At 40.7% G+C, this 16,765-nt stretch carries 17 protein-coding genes and 2 pseudogenes; 14 read left to right on the top strand and 5 right to left on the bottom strand.

Features of this window, described 5'->3' with window-relative positions; all coding sequences use genetic code 11:
* Positions 1-3: 3 nt before the first annotated feature.
* The gene (gene plsB / locus PluTT01m_RS22430; RefSeq protein WP_011148466.1) at positions 4-2,460 is read right to left on the bottom strand and encodes a glycerol-3-phosphate 1-O-acyltransferase PlsB; all 2,457 of its coding nucleotides are present in this window, start codon (positions 2,458-2,460) and stop codon (positions 4-6) included.
* 129 nt (positions 2,461-2,589) lie between these two features.
* Here plsB and PluTT01m_RS22425 point away from each other — a divergent pair, with 129 nt between their 5' ends.
* Complete coding sequence (locus tag PluTT01m_RS22425; protein ID WP_011148465.1) at positions 2,590-2,961, top strand: diacylglycerol kinase; 372 nt, start codon at positions 2,590-2,592, stop codon at positions 2,959-2,961.
* A 119-nt stretch (positions 2,962-3,080) separates the two neighbouring features.
* A complete protein-coding gene (gene lexA / locus PluTT01m_RS22420; RefSeq protein ID WP_011148464.1) occupies positions 3,081-3,686 on the top strand; it encodes a transcriptional repressor LexA in 606 nt (201 codons plus the stop codon).
* 159 nt (positions 3,687-3,845) lie between these two features.
* On the opposite strand, the gene zur is transcribed toward lexA, so the two are convergent.
* Positions 3,846-4,358, bottom strand: a complete 513-nt coding sequence (gene zur / locus PluTT01m_RS22415; RefSeq protein WP_011148463.1) for a zinc uptake transcriptional repressor Zur — start codon at positions 4,356-4,358, stop codon at positions 3,846-3,848.
* A gap of 219 nt (positions 4,359-4,577) precedes the next feature.
* Between zur and PluTT01m_RS22410 the strand changes: the two genes are divergently transcribed.
* Positions 4,578-5,720, top strand: coding sequence for a DUF1266 domain-containing protein (locus tag PluTT01m_RS22410; RefSeq protein ID WP_011148462.1), 1,143 nt, complete (start codon positions 4,578-4,580; stop codon positions 5,718-5,720).
* A 327-nt stretch (positions 5,721-6,047) separates the two neighbouring features.
* On the opposite strand, the gene PluTT01m_RS22405 is transcribed toward PluTT01m_RS22410, so the two are convergent.
* Positions 6,048-7,238, bottom strand: a complete 1,191-nt coding sequence (locus PluTT01m_RS22405) for a lactate oxidase (protein ID WP_082302926.1) — start codon at positions 7,236-7,238, stop codon at positions 6,048-6,050.
* Positions 7,239-7,737: 499 nt separating this feature from the next.
* Between PluTT01m_RS22405 and PluTT01m_RS22400 the strand changes: the two genes are divergently transcribed.
* From PluTT01m_RS22400 to nadS, 4 genes are all read left to right on the top strand, one after another.
* Positions 7,738-8,574: a gp53-like domain-containing protein gene (locus tag PluTT01m_RS22400; protein ID WP_011148460.1), complete on the top strand. Its 837-nt coding sequence runs from the start codon at positions 7,738-7,740 to the stop codon at positions 8,572-8,574.
* 2 nt (positions 8,575-8,576) lie between these two features.
* Positions 8,577-9,002, top strand: a complete 426-nt coding sequence (locus PluTT01m_RS22395) for a tail fiber assembly protein (RefSeq protein ID WP_041380400.1) — start codon at positions 8,577-8,579, stop codon at positions 9,000-9,002.
* Positions 9,003-9,168: 166 nt separating this feature from the next.
* Positions 9,169-9,747 (top strand): VOC family protein, encoded by a 579-nt coding sequence (locus PluTT01m_RS22390; protein WP_041380399.1) that lies wholly within the window; start codon positions 9,169-9,171, stop codon positions 9,745-9,747.
* A gap of 202 nt (positions 9,748-9,949) precedes the next feature.
* A complete protein-coding gene (gene nadS / locus PluTT01m_RS22385) occupies positions 9,950-10,246 on the top strand; it encodes a NadS family protein (RefSeq protein WP_011148457.1) in 297 nt (98 codons plus the stop codon).
* 147 nt (positions 10,247-10,393) lie between these two features.
* On the opposite strand, the pseudogene PluTT01m_RS28120 reads toward nadS, so the two are convergent.
* Positions 10,394-10,547, bottom strand: a pseudogene (locus PluTT01m_RS28120) (helix-turn-helix domain-containing protein); the annotation flags it as partial.
* On the opposite strand from PluTT01m_RS28120, the gene PluTT01m_RS27770 reads away from it, so the two are divergent.
* The 7 genes and pseudogenes from PluTT01m_RS27770 to PluTT01m_RS22345 all read left to right on the top strand — a co-directional run bounded on the left by PluTT01m_RS27770 (position 10,535) and on the right by PluTT01m_RS22345 (position 15,521).
* Positions 10,535-10,690: a type II toxin-antitoxin system RelE/ParE family toxin gene (locus PluTT01m_RS27770; RefSeq protein WP_082303155.1), complete on the top strand. Its 156-nt coding sequence runs from the start codon at positions 10,535-10,537 to the stop codon at positions 10,688-10,690. The pseudogene PluTT01m_RS28120 and the gene PluTT01m_RS27770 overlap by 13 nt on opposite strands.
* A complete protein-coding gene (locus PluTT01m_RS22370; RefSeq protein ID WP_011148455.1) occupies positions 10,687-10,971 on the top strand; it encodes a helix-turn-helix domain-containing protein in 285 nt (94 codons plus the stop codon). Before PluTT01m_RS27770 ends, PluTT01m_RS22370 begins: the two co-directional genes overlap by 4 nt.
* Positions 10,972-11,387: 416 nt before the next feature.
* The gene (gene dusA / locus PluTT01m_RS22365) at positions 11,388-12,425 is read left to right on the top strand and encodes a tRNA dihydrouridine(20/20a) synthase DusA (protein ID WP_011148454.1); all 1,038 of its coding nucleotides are present in this window, start codon (positions 11,388-11,390) and stop codon (positions 12,423-12,425) included.
* A gap of 580 nt (positions 12,426-13,005) precedes the next feature.
* Positions 13,006-13,452 carry a hypothetical protein gene (locus PluTT01m_RS22360; protein ID WP_011148453.1) on the top strand — a complete coding sequence of 149 codons (447 nt, stop codon included), beginning with the start codon at positions 13,006-13,008 and terminating at the stop codon, positions 13,450-13,452.
* 49 nt (positions 13,453-13,501) lie between these two features.
* A complete protein-coding gene (locus PluTT01m_RS22355; RefSeq protein WP_011148452.1) occupies positions 13,502-14,527 on the top strand; it encodes an IS630-like element ISPlu3 family transposase in 1,026 nt (341 codons plus the stop codon).
* A 9-nt stretch (positions 14,528-14,536) separates the two neighbouring features.
* A pseudogene (locus PluTT01m_RS22350) lies at positions 14,537-15,166 on the top strand (N-acetyltransferase); the annotation flags it as partial.
* Positions 15,144-15,521 (top strand): ASCH domain-containing protein, encoded by a 378-nt coding sequence (locus tag PluTT01m_RS22345; RefSeq protein ID WP_011148451.1) that lies wholly within the window; start codon positions 15,144-15,146, stop codon positions 15,519-15,521. The pseudogene PluTT01m_RS22350 and the gene PluTT01m_RS22345, both read left to right, overlap by 23 nt.
* 210 nt (positions 15,522-15,731) lie before the next feature.
* Here the strand turns inward: PluTT01m_RS22345 and PluTT01m_RS22340 are convergent, their stop codons facing one another.
* On the bottom strand, positions 15,732-16,715 hold the full coding sequence (locus tag PluTT01m_RS22340) for a quinone oxidoreductase (protein ID WP_011148450.1): 984 nt from the start codon (positions 16,713-16,715) through the stop codon (positions 15,732-15,734).
* Positions 16,716-16,765 lie beyond the last annotated feature (50 nt).

Below are 16,765 nucleotides of genomic sequence, written 5' to 3'. Positions count from 1 at the left end.
AGCTTATCCTTCCCTGGCACTCTCTTCGGTATCGTTATGCTCTGGTGGCAAACTGACGCTCTCGATAGTAAGACGAATCTCAGGTGACATTAGTTCACCTAATACCTGATACAGCTCTTGGGTATTTGCTGTAATCGCATTACCACTGTCACTGATATAACCTTCTTCACGCAGTGTATTGACCGACGTAGTAAATACCGCCTTATCAAAGAATTCAGGTGCGTTGATACCATGCAATACCGACAAACGTTGCGCTAACATCCGACTCTCTTTTTCCAGCACTCCCCGGCTGATTACTGGGTTGGCGTTCAGTAAAGAGAGTGTGATGGCATAACGTTGCAGTGTTTCACGGATGCCGGCTGCCAGCAATTGCAGGGGGCGGATACGTGCTGGATTCAGCACCAGCATGCCATGCTCCTTGTTGCAGATAAGGCACTGGCGAGTCAGTTCGTTGATCAGCGTATTAACCACTTCTGGCAGCTCTGTTTTGCTATAACGCATAAACAGCTCGGCTTTAAGGAGTGGATAAATGATTGCGACCTGGCTTAACAGCGCTTCGCGGCTGATACGGCGATGATGAATAACGATGCAGGCAATCAGTGATGGCAGTACTAAGAGATGTTGAATATTGTTGCGGTAGTAGGTCATCAAAACTGCACGATCACGTGGCAGAATGATAATGTCACCCATACTGTCTTTGTCTACCTCGAACTTATCCATTTGCAGAGCGTGTTCTAGCAACTCCTCCGCGGTTTTCTTTGGTACGGTGACATCAGTAGCGTAGGGCGCATTGCGCATGAGCTGTATATAACAATCCAGTTGCTCAAGCAGTTGCTCACGAGTGAGTGCTCGCTGACGCGATGCAAGCAGGGCCGTTGAACACAAGTTAATTGCGTTAGCCGCCGCCGTGTTGTTGATGTTTACCATAATCTTCTCAGACAGTTGATTGACTGTCGGATTGAACCATTCGGGGCGATGGAATTCTATTGGATCAATAGAATCGCGCCAGCTAGGAACATGGTTGTTAAGGTATTGGATCAACGGGATGGGTTCGCCAAAGTTGACGTAGCCTTGCCCCAGATTACGAAGTTTGCGCAAACCACGTATCATCTGGAAAAAGCCCTCTTTCTCTTTGGTTGCCCCACGCAGCTCTTTGGCATAGGTGGCAACTTCCATCACATGCTCGTAGCCGATATAAATCGGAATAATGGTAATTGGGCGTGATTCGCCTCTCAACAGCGCCTGTAACGTCATGGAGAGAGTACCCGTTTTGGGATCGAGTAAACGACCTGTCCTGGAGCGCCCGCCTTCCATAAAGTATTCAACAGAATAACCTCGGGCAAATAATTCACCTAGATATTCCCGGAATATCGTGGCGTAGAGTTTATTACCCTTAAACGTGCGGCGGATGAAAAATGCACCAAGGCGGCGGAATATTGGCCCTGCTGGCCAAAAATTCAGGTTGATGCCCGCGGCGATATGGGGCGGTACCAAGCCTTGATGGTAGAGCACATAAGAGAGCAGTAAATAATCCATGTGGCTACGGTGGCAGGGCGCATAAACCAGTTCGTGGCCATCCTGTGCCAAACGGCGGATGCGTTCAGCATTGTGAACATTGATCCCTTGATACAGGCGGTTCCAGGTCCAACCCAGTACACGGCCTGACAGTCGTACCGTTTCATAAGAGAAATTCGCCGCAATCTCTTCCATCATGTTAATGGCATTCTGTCGGGCTTTCTCATGTGAGATTTTCTTGGTACGGGCCTCATCAGAGACTGCCTTTTCTATTGCTTTTGAAGCCAGCAACTTGTTAAACAGCTCCTGACGAACCGGCAGGCGTGGTCCGACGGCGGCTAGGCGTTGACGTGAATAGTGCATTCGTGCCACACGAGCCAGTTTATGGGCAATAGTCTTGTCAGTGCCATGCTCAGTTGCCATATAGCGCAGAGATACTGTGTTTGAAAAGCGCACGAAACTATCTCGGCCTAGCCAGAGAATGGCAAAGAATTTTTGGATACCATTGAGTAGCCGTAAATGTGGAGCGTTCTGCCCTTCGCGTCCGGGGGAACGGCCGAACATGACAGAAACTGGCAGCAGTTGAATATCCAGATTGGGATTATTGCGATGTAGATCCAGATAAGCATGGAAAATTTTTACGGATTCTTGCTTTGGTGCGCAATAGCGGAATACACGTGGGCCATTATCGATAAATACATAACTGGGAAGTTCAGTGTCACCGATCTCCAGTAAATTTAATGGGTCCGGCAGATCCTGCTCAAGACATTGCTGACGTAATGCCAGTAAGTCTGCTTTAGAGTGATACGGTAGCACGTACAGAATCGGGCGTGTCGTATCGAGCCGCAATTCAGTGATCGGATCTGTAGGGATAAGTTTGCTCTTTACCAGTATTTTTAGTGGTAAATTCAATAATTTATAATATATTTTACGCCAACTTGACATAAATATCTTGAAGCCTCTTGTTAGCAACACGTTGCCAGCATATCAGAAACGGGGGTTGAGATCTGTTGCGTTAAGACAATAATAAGAGTGGAAAGTGTCAAATAACCTCATATTTGGTGTGAATAATTTATGGCGAATCAATCCAAGGGCTTAGCCCGTATCATTAAAGCAATCGTATATTCAGTGAAGGGTATTAGGGCGACATGGCAAAATGAAGCGGCTTTCCGTCAGGAAATAATTTTAGCGATATTGGCTATGATGGTTGCATTTTATCTGGATATCGGCGCTATTGAACGCATTTTACTGATTGGTTCAGTGATGCTGGTGTTGATTATGGAAATCCTGAATAGTGCTATTGAAGCAATTGTTGATCGTATTGGCAGTGAGTTCCATGAATTGTCCGGTCGCGCGAAAGATATGGGATCGGCGGCGGTCTTTCTGACGATGATGTTGTCATTAATTGTCTGGGGAACCATCCTTTGGCACTATTTTATGGCCTAATTTGGTTTAATAATTAGGTATTATATTATAATAGGCTGATTTTCTGCCTTAGTAGGTTCCCAATCGTTATTTAGCTGTATATACTTACATATTGACTGTATAAACAAACAGGGGACGAAATGAAAGCACTTACCGCAAGGCAGCAGCAAGTTTATGACTTGGTGCGTGACCATATTTCGCAAACAGGTATGCCGCCAACGCGTGCTGAAATTGCAGCCCGTCTTGGCTTTCGTTCACCTAACGCGGCTGAAGAGCATTTAAAAGCATTGGCTCGTAAAGGGGTGATAGAGATTGTTGCTGGGGCATCTAGGGGTATCCGTTTGCTGTTGGAAGAATCTGGTTTACCGTTAATTGGTCGTGTCGCCGCAGGTGAACCACTGTTGGCACAGGAGCATATTGAAAGTCATTATCAGGTTGATCCTGCATTGTTTAAGCCAAGTGCAGATTTCCTGCTGCGGGTCAGCGGAATGTCTATGAAAGATGTTGGGATTATGGATGGTGATCTGCTGGCTGTGCATAAAACACAAAATGTTCGTAATGGGCAGATTATTGTTGCTCGCATTGAAGATGAAGTGACGGTAAAACGTTTTAAACAGACCGGAAATAAAGTTGAATTGTTGGCAGAAAACCCCGAATTTAAGCCAATTGAGGTGGATTTGCGTGAACAGGGCCTGACAATTGAAGGATTGGCGGTTGGGGTGATTCGTAACGGCAACTGGTCCTGATAGTAAAATATCAAATTGTTGTTTTTGGAATGGTTAAAGAATTGCAATATTACGGCAGAATCATGTTGTTGAATTTATCGTTGTGATTATCTTAAACGTGATTCTGCGGTTGTTTATTTCAGTCTGGCTCTGCACCAAAAGTAAGTATTTACTTGCTATCTATTTCTTTTTACTTCCTTCAATTCTGTGGTCATGCTGGCATTCATCTCGTTTAATACAGGATTCTATCTCTTCACAAGGTGAACATAAGCCATGCGCTTCGATGACTGTATGGCGTAAACTGAACCCGGCTGTTTTTGCTAACTGTTGGATGGCGGATTCAATGGTTCCACCATCTCGCTCGGTAACAGAACCACAACGATCACAAATAAACATTGCTGAAGTGTGGCTTGGCTGTTCAATATGGTGACATAGGACATAACTGTTGGTGGATTCTATTTTATGAATAAACCCCTGTTCCAACAGAAATTCCAGTGCCCGGTATATGGTCGGCGGTTTAGCCTGTGGTTCTGCTTCCCGTAGCAAATCCAGTAAATCATAAGCACTGATTGCCCCTGGCTGCTCTGAAATGAGACGCAAAACTTCAAGCCGCTGAGGAGTAAAGCGGACTCCACGAGCCTGGCAAATAACTTCGGCCTGTTCCAGTAATTTTTTTTGATTAATCAATTTCATTGCGCCTCTTACAACCAGTACGATGATAATATTGTGATGTTATCATGTTTCTTCAATAGAAAATATTATCCAGAAAAGTTCATTGTGATTGTCCCCTGATGGAGTTAATTTGGCTAAATTGGTACTCAGTAGCAAAAATAATGTTTTCTTGAAGTTTATGATAATACAGACAAGAATTATCGTATATGACAGATAATTTTCGGAAAGGAAGCATTTGTGATGAAAGAGCTTTTACAAAATCAGCCTCATTATAGACAGTTCCCCGTTAAAGGCTATCAGGTAATGAAGCATATTATCTCTGAAAAAAGAAAGTTACCTTTTCTAAGTGCATTATATGCGTTGATTAATATTTTATTTGTAATTGCGGTATGTATGGGTATTGTATTATCTGTAGCAATTGTTTTATTTATAATAGGTAATGTATCTGTCCCTGATACGGACTATTTACTTCTGGCACAAGTAGGTGGTGTAGCATTATTTGGCGTAATGTTACTCTTGGTTATTATTTATCGCATTGTTAAGCGTCCTGAATGGGAACAACGGCGTTATTATCAACAAGCAGGTTTATCTCTTTTACCCGAAGATAAGCGTCAGGTATTACGACTCAATATTGTTGGTGACTATTGGCTAGGTTTTTGGAGTGAAACTCTAGAGCATTATCCTCTACAGTCACGGGTTGCCCATGATAGCTATCGTTACTGTCTGCTGCCATTATCTCCGACTCAGGAACATCAATCCCAATTATACAGCGACTGGGGAATTATTGATGAAGAAGGGTATATGAAAATGCTAACGGGTTTGTGGGAGGGGGTACATTCAAAACATTTTGCTATTGATGCTGCTCTTAGTGATGGGAAAATGTTTAAAGTGCTTGCCAAATTAGTTGAAGTAACACCCGACTATATTCATAAATGTGCCAAACCTATTAATAAGCGCCCTCCTGCATTAGTGTGGGGATTTGATTTATGGCTTGCAATCGTTTTAAGTCGCAACTGTTTTTGTGCCGGTTATATCAGTGAAGAAATGGCATGGAAAAATATGCTGAAAACCGCTGATTATATTTATGAAATCTTCGGTAGTTTTGATGAGTTTTATACAAACTTTCGGCTAGGCAATGCTTACTGGAGTAATGATTTTGATCGGTCTAAAGAGCGGCTGGAACAATTTAATTATTATAAGTCACATTGTGACTGGCCAATTGCTAGTTTGCCGTGGCCTGAACCAAAAGGCATTATTATGGAAAGGCAGATGATGACAGGTTTTTCTGCATTAGTAGAAGATGTTTTACGCAGTAACATGGAAGAACAACAAAGTTATGAATTTGATATTACTGAGCTGTCAGCGTCTCGTGTACTCCATTAATATTTATACCCGTTATCTTTCAAGTTGCCTCTTTGTTGGCTGAACTCGCTCACCCCGGTCACATAGTTTGCTATGCTCCCGGGGATTCGCTCCCTTGCCGTCGCGATGCATCTTGAAATCCGTAGGGTATATATGAAACATTTCCCCTTGAAGAACATTTCAAGGGGAAGCGAATAATTAATAATAGGAAATAATGCTGTAAAGTGAGAGAACGGATTTTTTCAGTATGGTATCTATTATTTCTAAAGGTAACATAATTTACCCCGTTTCCTGAAATCACCTGTTTCAAATGAAACGGGGCCAATATTTGCTTTATTAGTTAATGGGTTAAATCAAACTAATAAATTTTCTCTCTATATCCTTAATGGCTGCACATCCTGCCAGTTTCATGCTAAGTTTCAGCTCATCCTTAAGTAGGTTTAAAATGGAAGTTACGCCTGGTGCTCCACCTAATGCCAGCGCATACAAAATGGGCCTACCGATAGCGACAGCTTTGGCACCCAATGCGAGTGCTTTAAACACATGGGTACCGCGGCGGATGCCTCCGTCTAGATAGACTGGAATTTTAGATCCAACAGCTTCAACAATGTGCGGTAATGAGGCAATTGCTGCCGGGACAGTATCTAACTGCCGACCACCGTGATTAGAAACTTGAATCGCTGCGGCACCGTGGTTAACACACTCTTTAGCATTTTCGGCAGATTGAATGCCTTTCACGATGATTGGGAGGCCCGATTCTTTGGCGAGGAACTCCAAATCACTGAAATTAAGATCCCGTTTAAATAGCTCTGTAATTTCTGATAAGGTTGCTCCTACGGGAGCGCCAGGGATATTAGGGAATGGCAGTGAGTGTGGGAAAATAAATTTATTACGTTTATCTGCTTCTCTGTTACCACTCCACTCTAAATCGACTGTAAAGACGATGGCAGTTGCTCCCATCGCTTTGGCCCGGCGTATCAGTTCACGGTTAATACCCATATCTTTGGTTAAATAAATTTGAAACCATTTGGGTCCGTTACTCACTTTTGCTATCTCTTCAAGAGATGAATTAGACAGAGTTTGTGCAGTAAACAGGGTACCGGCAGAGGCAGCGCCTCTCGCTGTTCCCAATTCAGCGGTAGTATGAGCCAGCCCATGTGCGGCTATTGGAGGAATAAAAATAGGCATATCCACGTTACTGCCGAGCAATTCGGTTGTTGTGTCAGGCTCTTTTACTCCTGCGAGATAGCGGGGAATAATTTGGAAATCGTCAAAGGCTCTGGTGTTTTCACGTAGAGTCCATTCATCACCTGAACCGCCGCTGATATAGTCAAATTGGGGCGTTGGAATCAATTTACGTGCTTCTTCTTCCAAGTCATAAAGATTAATGATATCGAGGGATTTTTCTGCACTATTTGTTTTATAGGCTCCTGTCAGTTTTATGTTAGCAGTTGCAGCGTTGGCTGAGGACACAGCGGATAGCGTACCGGCAGCAGCAAGACTTAATCCTCCAACTATGACGTCTCTTCTTGATGGCATATAATTTTCCCTTACTTAGTAGGTTTAATAAGTATTGACAATAGAATTTGTCCACATATTAAGAATAGACCTATTCTGAATAATTCAAGCTAATAAATCCTCAATAATGTTTTTATAAGCTGATCAATCCTATTGGAACTGGCGGTTTTTTATTATGAGAGGCGCATCACAAAACTCAGATTAAAATATGGTAGCTTATTTTATTTGCTTACCTGAATTTTGGGGAATAGTTCAAATAGAGGGACTTTCGGATGCTGAATGTAAATGAATAGCTTAGGTATAAATTTGGCTTCAGGCATTGATATATTAACGGCATCAACTATAAGAAAATAATTAATTTCTCTAAGTTATAAAAATATTTCATCACTCCTTATCAAAAAAGGGCTATTATTGAAATGCGATCTGAAAATTATATACGATGATCAAGTGGATATTTTTATTTTCATTAATTCAAAGTTTTATTTAATGAAAACATAAGTTTTTTCCTTAAGGAGAACTCATGAGTAATAAAAATGACTTTAAAGCTTTTTCTGTTAGTCAGGATGCTAATGTTGTTTCTCAAGGAGAATATGAAAAAAGTCAGGAATTGAATACGGGAATTCCCCCTAATATTATTTCCATTGGTTTATTAAATAAGGTTTTGCGTCAATCGTCAACGATATCATCGGTGGTGGCTAATTTTATCTCTACACAATGTAGTGATGATGTTTTGGATGATGGCGATATAGATAAGCTTACCGCTCAATTAAATATCGCTTTAGAGCAAAAAGCTGTAACAGAGATTCCAAGTGCTTCATTAACACAAAAAGGTGTTATTCAACTTACCGATGTGCTGGGTGATAGTAATACGTTGGCCGTCACGCAAAAGCTTGTCCAAGAAATGATAACTTTGTTAAGTGAAAGTATTAATAGCAGAGTACCTAATATTCGGCAGGTGAATGGTAAGGAGTTGTCTGAGAATATTGATCTGGATGCCGTGGATATTGGGGTATACACAAAAGAAGAAGTAGACAATGAAGTTAATGCCAAAGGTAATCGGAATAGTGCCAGTAAAGCGATTAATGGTTGGTGGAGATGTGGAGATACAGGCGTTATCTATCAATGGGGGCGTACTAAGGTCATTGATGCTGGCTATATAGAACGTATTCAATTACCAATTAGTTTTTCCAATACACATTACGCTGTCAATATTAATGCTATTCAAAGTAAAATGGGTTTTATGGGGGCATCTGTTGGCTATGTAAATGTAATTAATAATTCATCTTTCGATTTATTAAATTCTTGGGTAAATGCCAAATGGGATAGCCCATTCTTTTGGATAGCGATAGGATATTAATTATGTATTATTATAGTGCGAAAACAAATGCTTTCTATCCGGTAGAATTGAAACGAAATTATATTGCTGCTGGTTCACTGCCGGATGATATTATAGCAGTCAGTAATGATATTTATCAGGAGTATGCTGCTAATAATGCGCCAGAAGGAAAACACCGTGTAGCAAATAAAAACGGTTTGCCGGAATGGGCAGATATTCCTCCGCCAACGAAAGATGAATTACGGCAATATGCTGAGCTCCAAAAACAACAGCTCATCGCTGAGGCAACCAATCAAATTGTACCATTGCAAGATGCTGTTGATTTAGGTATTGCGACTGAGGAAGAGAAAATAGCTTTATTGGCATGGAAAGAATACAGGGTAATTCTGAATCGGATAGATGTTTCACAGGCAATGGATATTGATTGGCCTGAACAGCCACGGGGATAAATAGATGTAGTTTTTTTAATCCGCCCCCCCAAATTGACCTGTTTGATTTTGGGGGGATATCCGGTTTCAAACTTAAATCTTATTTGTTGATTATCTGCTGTAATCTAGTTTTATTATTTGTTATTTTAGATGAGATTATATCCTATATAAACTAATGGGGAAAATAATGATAGACTTTAAAGGATTAGGCCATATTAATATTGTTGTAGATGATATGACGGCGGCAATAGATTTTTATAAAAATCTATTTGGGGCAATACCAAGACAATTCTTTCCTCATTTTAAAAATAAAGGTTTTGCAAAGTCAGCGGGTTTTATTGATAACCCTGAACAGGTTGATGTATCAATGGCATTTTTGGAAATTCCTGGAGCGAGGGTTTTTATTGAGTTAATGGAATATCACAGCCCAATTGGAATAAAAAGGGTTGAAATAAAAGAAGTTAATGATATTGGTGGTATTGGGCATATTTGCCTGAGAGTACAAAACATAGATAGTGTATTTGAGCATATAAAAAATTCTCCTGATGTCAGATTGATAAATTCATCACCATTATATAAGCCATATAAAATAGATGAAATTACCCGTGATGAATTTATGTTCTTTAACGAGGAGGATGAAAAAAACTCTGTTTTAAAACAAGAAACTTGCGAGATTATGGGCAAGATAAGATATTTTTATTTTATCGACAAATATAATATTCAATGGGAATTTGAAGAAGGGCATGATGATATTGGCACTGATTAATTACTGCTTAATAATTATTTGTCGATCTGCTGGCTGGAACAGTAGATAGTGTCGTTACAAGTGTAGTGAGGTATCTGAGTTAATAAAAGTGTACTTGGTATGCTAAGGTAACTTGGTTTATGTACTCAGTACATTCGGATAGGCTGAATTAGTTGCATTATTTATGGGAGTAACTCCCACGCCTAAAGAGCGGAGAAATCGCATGAAAGATGAAATATTTGCCGATCTGCTGGCCAGTGTAGAAGAAATGGTGAAAATCGAGAAGGGTGAGCTGACACCGAAACCGGAACATGTTCATACTTTCACCGAAATTGATGTTAAAGCAATACGCGAAGCTACCGGCTTGAAGCAGCAAGATTTTGCTGTGGCGGTCGGGGTAAGTTATGACTTGGTGAAAAGTTGGGAAAGCCAACGCCGTTATCCCACTGGCGCATCAAGAAAACTGTTGTTGTTGCTTCAGGCTAACCCTTTTATTATCAACCAGCTTAAAATGATTTAATTGAGCGACAGCAGGACAGGAACTGTACGGAGAGGGGCGGTAGTAAAAGGTTCGGTACTAGTCAGATCTGTTGACAAGAACTGAGCTTGAGTATCTTCACGACAGATAAAAAATAGTCCAGAAGATTGGGCTATTGTGAAAGTTGTATTAAGAAAAAACGACTTTAAGGCTACCGGGTGTCCGGCGTGGTTTCCCGATCACAATCTGAACGTCACGCCCTAGTCGATTCAGGCAATCTAGCATTTTTGCCTCGCTGATCCCCTGGAACTTGCCCACGTAGCATGTTAGATAAACGGGGTTGAAGATAAAGACATTGCCCGGTCACTGTATGCGTATGCAAGAGGTCAGAATATCTATCTGCTACATGCATTCGTGAAGAAGACTGAGAAAACCCCGGCAGCAGCCATCAAGACAGCCCATGCGAGGCTTAAGGAGTTCAAATGAAACCAATATCACTGAACGAATTGAAGGAGTTGATGTTGAATGACACGGAGTCTATCGCTGCGTATAAGGAAGCCGACAAGGAATTGGAACTGATACAGATATTGTTTGAGATGCGTGAGCGTTCTGGCATGTCAAAGACTGAGCTGGCAGATAAAATCGGTATCAAACCATCAGGTATCAATCGGCTTGAAAAAAATCCTCTTGGCGCAAGTATGAAGACTTTGGAACGCTATGCAGCAGCGTGTGGCGCGGTTATTAACTTCAACGTTCAATATCAGTAAAAGAAATGGGGCCTTGGTCCCGTTTATCCTTTTAAGCCGAAATAATTATACTGTAGTATACCCAATGGATTTCAAGATGCATCGCGGCGGCAAGGGAGCGAATCCCCGGGAGCATAGATAACGATGTGACCGGGGTGAGAGAGCGCAGCCAACAAAGAGGCAACTTGAAAGATAACGGGTATAAACGTACTCCGCGCTTTCCCCAAAATATTCCTGATAGCAAACTGTACGATTCTCTACATTTAAATCACCTGCGATACCTCTTAAACGTCAATTGTCAACGATACCTAATAGTGTCATCAGTACGGAGACGTTTCTCTATGCTATAGTAGGCCATAATTTAATATCATTCTCTGCGTTATATCCCCCTATTTGTGGGATGCTGGGAATGCCAAAATAATCTAGAAAGTATAGCAATGTACCAAAGTAAAGAAATTGAAAAAACGTTTAAATTCAGCGAGAAAGACAAAGAAACGGTTAAATATAGCCTTAACCGTTTCTCCGTTGCCCCAATGTTGGACTGGACAGATCGTCATTGCCGTTATTTTCATCGTTTATTAAGCCGGCAAACGCTGTTATATACCGAAATGGTGACAACCGGCGCGATTATTCATGGTAAAGGCGATTATCTGGCATACAGCGAACAAGAACATCCGATAGCACTACAACTGGGTGGCAGTGATCCGCAGGCGTTGGCGCATTGTGCGAAGATTGCTCAGGAACGGGGCTATGACGAAATTAACCTAAACGTCGGCTGCCCTTCTGACCGGGTACAAAACGGTCGTTTTGGTGCTTGTCTGATGGGGGAAGCTGAACTGGTCGCTGATTGCGTTAAAGCCATGCAGGATGTGGTTAATGTGCCGGTGACAGTTAAAACCCGTATCGGTATTGATGAACAGGACAGTTACCAATTCCTATGTGATTTTATTGATATTGTTGTGCAGCACAGTGGCTGCAATATATTTACCATGCATGCCCGTAAAGCGTGGCTTTCTGGTTTGAGTCCAAAAGAGAACCGTGAAATTCCACCGCTGGATTACCCACGAGTTTATCAATTGAAAAAGGATTTTCCTCAATTAACGATTGCTATTAATGGCGGTATTAAATCGTTGGAAGAAGCGAAACAGCATCTACAACATGTGGATGGAATTATGATTGGGCGTGAGGCTTATCAGAACCCGTCTATTCTGGCACAGGTTGATCATGAATTATTTGATGCTTCAATGCCGGTAGTTAATACCGTTGCGGTGGTCAAAGCACTTTATCCTTATATAGAGCAAGAGCTATCAAAAGGAACATATTTGGGACATATTACCCGCCATATTTTAGGTATTTTTCAAGGGATTCCAGGGGCACGTCAGTGGCGTCGTCATCTTAGTGAGAATGCCCACAAACCGGGCGCAGATATTTCTGTTGTGGAACAGGCACTAGCTATGGTGACTGAGCGGATGTAATATCCGCTCATCTTACCGTTGAAGGCATAGTCTATCATGAGACTTAAACATTAAAATATTTATGGATGTCGCGATTTTTTTCCGTGCTTTAATCTGTTTTTTCGGGTTAGCTTTTCATTATCGGACAAAAACAGATATCCATATATCTTTGCGAAATATTGTGATGCTGTTCGAATAAATTAATTTTGTCATATTGAAATCTGGACAACTGTTCCGGGTAATAATATCCCAGTTTACGTGATTCTTGCTGATAGTAAGTACATAGCAACTAGTTTGTTAGGTATTATCCAGAACGGAATGTATGAACATTAGGCATTTCTATTTTTTCGATAATGATATATGATGATTATTAACAGTAGACAAGGACTAAGGTATCCAGAAGTTAGTGATTTCTTAATGGATATTAAATAAATATCGAATAGTAAGGTAAGTAACTAATGATAGCTTGTAAAGAAGAGATGTTATTCAAGATAAAACTTTTATGTTTGGATAACATTGGAATACAAACATAAGAGCACTGGTGTTAGTAAAACCACTAGGCTGTTACACCAGAACGAAAAATTACCCTTGTGGAGGCTAGATGTTTATGGATAGTTTAAGATATGAAAAATTCAGCTATTTCAATCATAATGACGCTTTTTTCGACTCATTAAAAGAAAGTTATATTGAATTTCCAGATTGGTTAAATAAGAAAGCTAGAAATAATGAATCAGCTTATGTATTGTATGATACTACTGGTAAAATAGAAGGGTTTCTTTATTTAAAACTTGAGAATAATGTTTCAGATGTTGATCCTCCTTTACCTGGTAATACTCATCTTAAAATAGGTACATTTAAATTTGAATCAAAAGGGACATTACGTGGACAGCGTTTTATAAAGAAGGTATTCGATACAGCAATAGTGATGGAAGTTGATAATATCTATGTGACTGTTTTTGAAAAACATGATTACCTTATTCGCTTATTTGAAAAATATGGTTTCTATAAGCATGGCGAAAAGCGTACAGATAATGGTATATACCCGTAATCATTGAAGATGCTTGATTTTATCCGAAATGGAGATCATTATCCTCGCTATGAAAATATTTATTACATCAGAACAAAAAATCAAACTTGAACGTCTTCATGACACCACTCGTGATGGTCAGGTACGAGACAGAATAAAAGCTATCCTTCTGGCTTCTGAAGGGTGGAGTTCTGTGATGATAGCCCAGGCATTGCGACTCCATCAGACCACCGTTGACCGCCATATCAGTGATTACCTCAATCAGGGGAAACTTCAATCTGATAATGGGGGGTCTGATAGTTTGCTTTCCCGAGAACAAACTGACTTTTTAATCAATCACTTATCTCAACATCTTTTCCATCACACCCATGAAATCGTGGCCTATGTTGCTCAGCTCTGGAATATTACCTTTAGCATTCCCGGCATGAATAAATGGCTACACCGTCAGGGTTTTTCTTATAAAAAACCGGGTGGCGTCCCTCATAAATTCGACGCAGAAAAACAGCGACAATTTATTGAATATTATGAGAATCTTAAAGTCACAGCGAAAGACGAACCCATCCTTTTTCTTGACGCTGTTCACCCGACTCAAGGTACCAAACTCGGTTATGGCTGGATGCGGAAAGGCGAGAAAAAAACAGTCAAAACAACAGGAAGCCGGACTCGCCTGAATATATTGGGCGCGCTCAACCTGAATGCCATTGGTCGTACCGTGTTCCAGGAATATCAGACCATCAATGACTACAACATTTGCTGTTTTTTCAATGAAATAAGGAAGTCTTATCCTGACTATCATCAAAAAATTCACCTTATTGTGGATGGAGCGGGTTACAACAAAGCTCATCTTGTTAAGGAGTGGGCTTATGTTAGCAATATTGAGTTACATTACCTTCCTCCCTATAGCCCAAATTTAAACCCAATAGAGCGATTATGGAAGGTCATGAATGAACAGGTTCGAAATAACCGTTATTTCGCTGATAAACATGAATTTCGAGACAACGTCTTCAAATTTTTCACCACAACGCTACCGGATATAGCGGACTCGCTGATGTCTAGAATTAACGACCATTTTCAGGTGCTAAAAACTGCATCTTGAAGTTTCTTGGGTATAGAGTTTGTATATGTTAGAGACTTAACATTGACAAATGGTGATATTTTTCTTGATTATCCGTTGATAGTTCATAAAACAAAAAATAAATACTTATTATCAATATATCCAGAATTTCATACACGCCTTTTTCCTGACTCTCGGCTTTTAACTGAGTCACCTGATATTGTTCAGGATGTTTCACACACTAATAGTATTCATAAAATATATATATGTGCAATGAAAGATGTTCTTCATATGAAAAGAGGGGATATTATTGTTATATATAGAACGGCTGATAAGCAAGGGCCAGCACGGTATAGATCTGTGATTAGTTCACTTTGCGTTGTTGAAGAAGTCAGGTGTATTAATGAGTTCTCAACGTTAGAAAGCTATATTGATTATTGTAGTAAATTTAGTGTCTTTAGTGAAGATGAATTAATTGAAAAATATAAAATAAGAAAGTACCCGTACATAATAAGATTTACTTATAATATGGCTTTACCCAAAAGAATTATTCGTGATAGACTCATTAATGAAGTTGGTTTAAACAGTAGTGATTATTGGGGTATGATGAAATTAACCGATGATCAATTTAATAAAATCATCAAACTGAGTGAAGTTAATGAAAGTTTTATTATCAATTAAGCCTGAATATGTTGATAGAATACTTGATGGTTCAAAGAAATTTGAATTTAGGAAAATTGCTTTTAAGAATAATCAAGTTCAATCTGTTGTTATATATGCAACTATGCCGATAGGAATGATTGTCGGTGAGTTTGAAATTAAAGAGATCATTTCTAACTCTCCTTCCGTTGTATGGGAAATGACTCATAAATTTGCAGGTACAACGAAGGATTTTTTTGATAGTTATTTTGAGGGAAGAGAAAAGGCTGTCGCAATTAGTATTGGTAATGTTAAAAAATACGATAAGCCTTTGCCTTTAAATATGCTTGGCCAAGGGATAACAGCGCCTCAATCTTATCGTTACTTATCTGCATGAGGTATGATACCCCTACCAATAGGAGTATTGCTTTGTCTATCTCCTATACCCTATGGATTTCAAGATGGATCGCGGCGGCAAGGGGGCGAATCCCCGGGAACATAGATAATTATGTGACCGGGGTGAGTGAGTGCAGCCACAAAAGGCAACTTGAAAGATAACGGGTATATTAGACTTGCTGGCTTAGTGAATAACCCGCTCATCTTACCGTTAAGGGATCAGTAAACTTGATCCTTGCGTTGTCCGACTTTCCAGAATCTGATGTGCCCTTATTGCTTCACTTAGCGAGAACTTCTGATTTTCTGGTACGTCCACATTAATTTTGCCGCTGGCAATCAGATCAAATAATTCTTTGCTTGCCTCATCCAACTCTTCGCGCGTTGAAATATAGCCGGCGATAGAAGGGCGGGTAACAAACAGTGAACCTTTCTGATTTAAAATCCCTAAATCGACACCGGTAACTGGCCCGGATGCATTGCCAAAGCTCACCATCAACCCGTGGCGTTTCAGGCAATCCAGCGAGTGCAGCCAGGTCGATTTACCAACAGAATCATAAACTACACCGACTTTTTCACCGTTGGTGATTTCATAAATTCGTTCGACAATATTTTCACAGTTATAGTTAATAACCTGCCATGCACCAGCATCTTTAGCGCGTTGTACTTTCTCTTCAGAGCCGACTGTGCCAATCAGTTTTGCACCCAAAGCTTTTGCCCATTGGCAGGCAATTAGCCCAACGCCACCAGCGGCGGCATGAAACAAAAAGGGTTCGCCCGACTGGATCTTGTAGGTACGGCGTAGAAGATAATAGACCGTCAGCCCTTTCAGAAAAGAAGCAGCCGCTTGTTCGAAGGAGATGGTATCTGGCAGAACAGCGACTTTGCTTTCCGCAACATTATGTACTTCACTGTAAGCGCCTAAAGTTGATTGTGCATAAACTACACGGTCACCCACTTTTATGGTAGTGACGGCAGAACCCACTTTGGTGACTATGCCTGCGGCCTCAGTGCCCAAGCCGCTGGGTAATTGTGCTGGTGGGTATAGCCCGCTACGAATATAAGTGTCGATGTAATTGATTCCAATCGCTCTATTTTCTACTTGGACTTCGTTGTCAGCAGGAGCTCTGGGTGTGAATTCACAATATTGCAGGACCTCGGGGCCGCCAATAGAGGAAAATTCGATATGTTTTGCCATGACTCAACCTCATCAATGTAAGGGAAATGTGTGCACGTAGTAGTTGAACT

It is taken from the genome of Photorhabdus laumondii subsp. laumondii (genome assembly GCF_003343245.1).
Lineage (GTDB): Bacteria > Pseudomonadota > Gammaproteobacteria > Enterobacterales > Enterobacteriaceae > Photorhabdus > Photorhabdus laumondii.
This window is presented reverse-complemented; position numbering and strand designations above follow the sequence as displayed.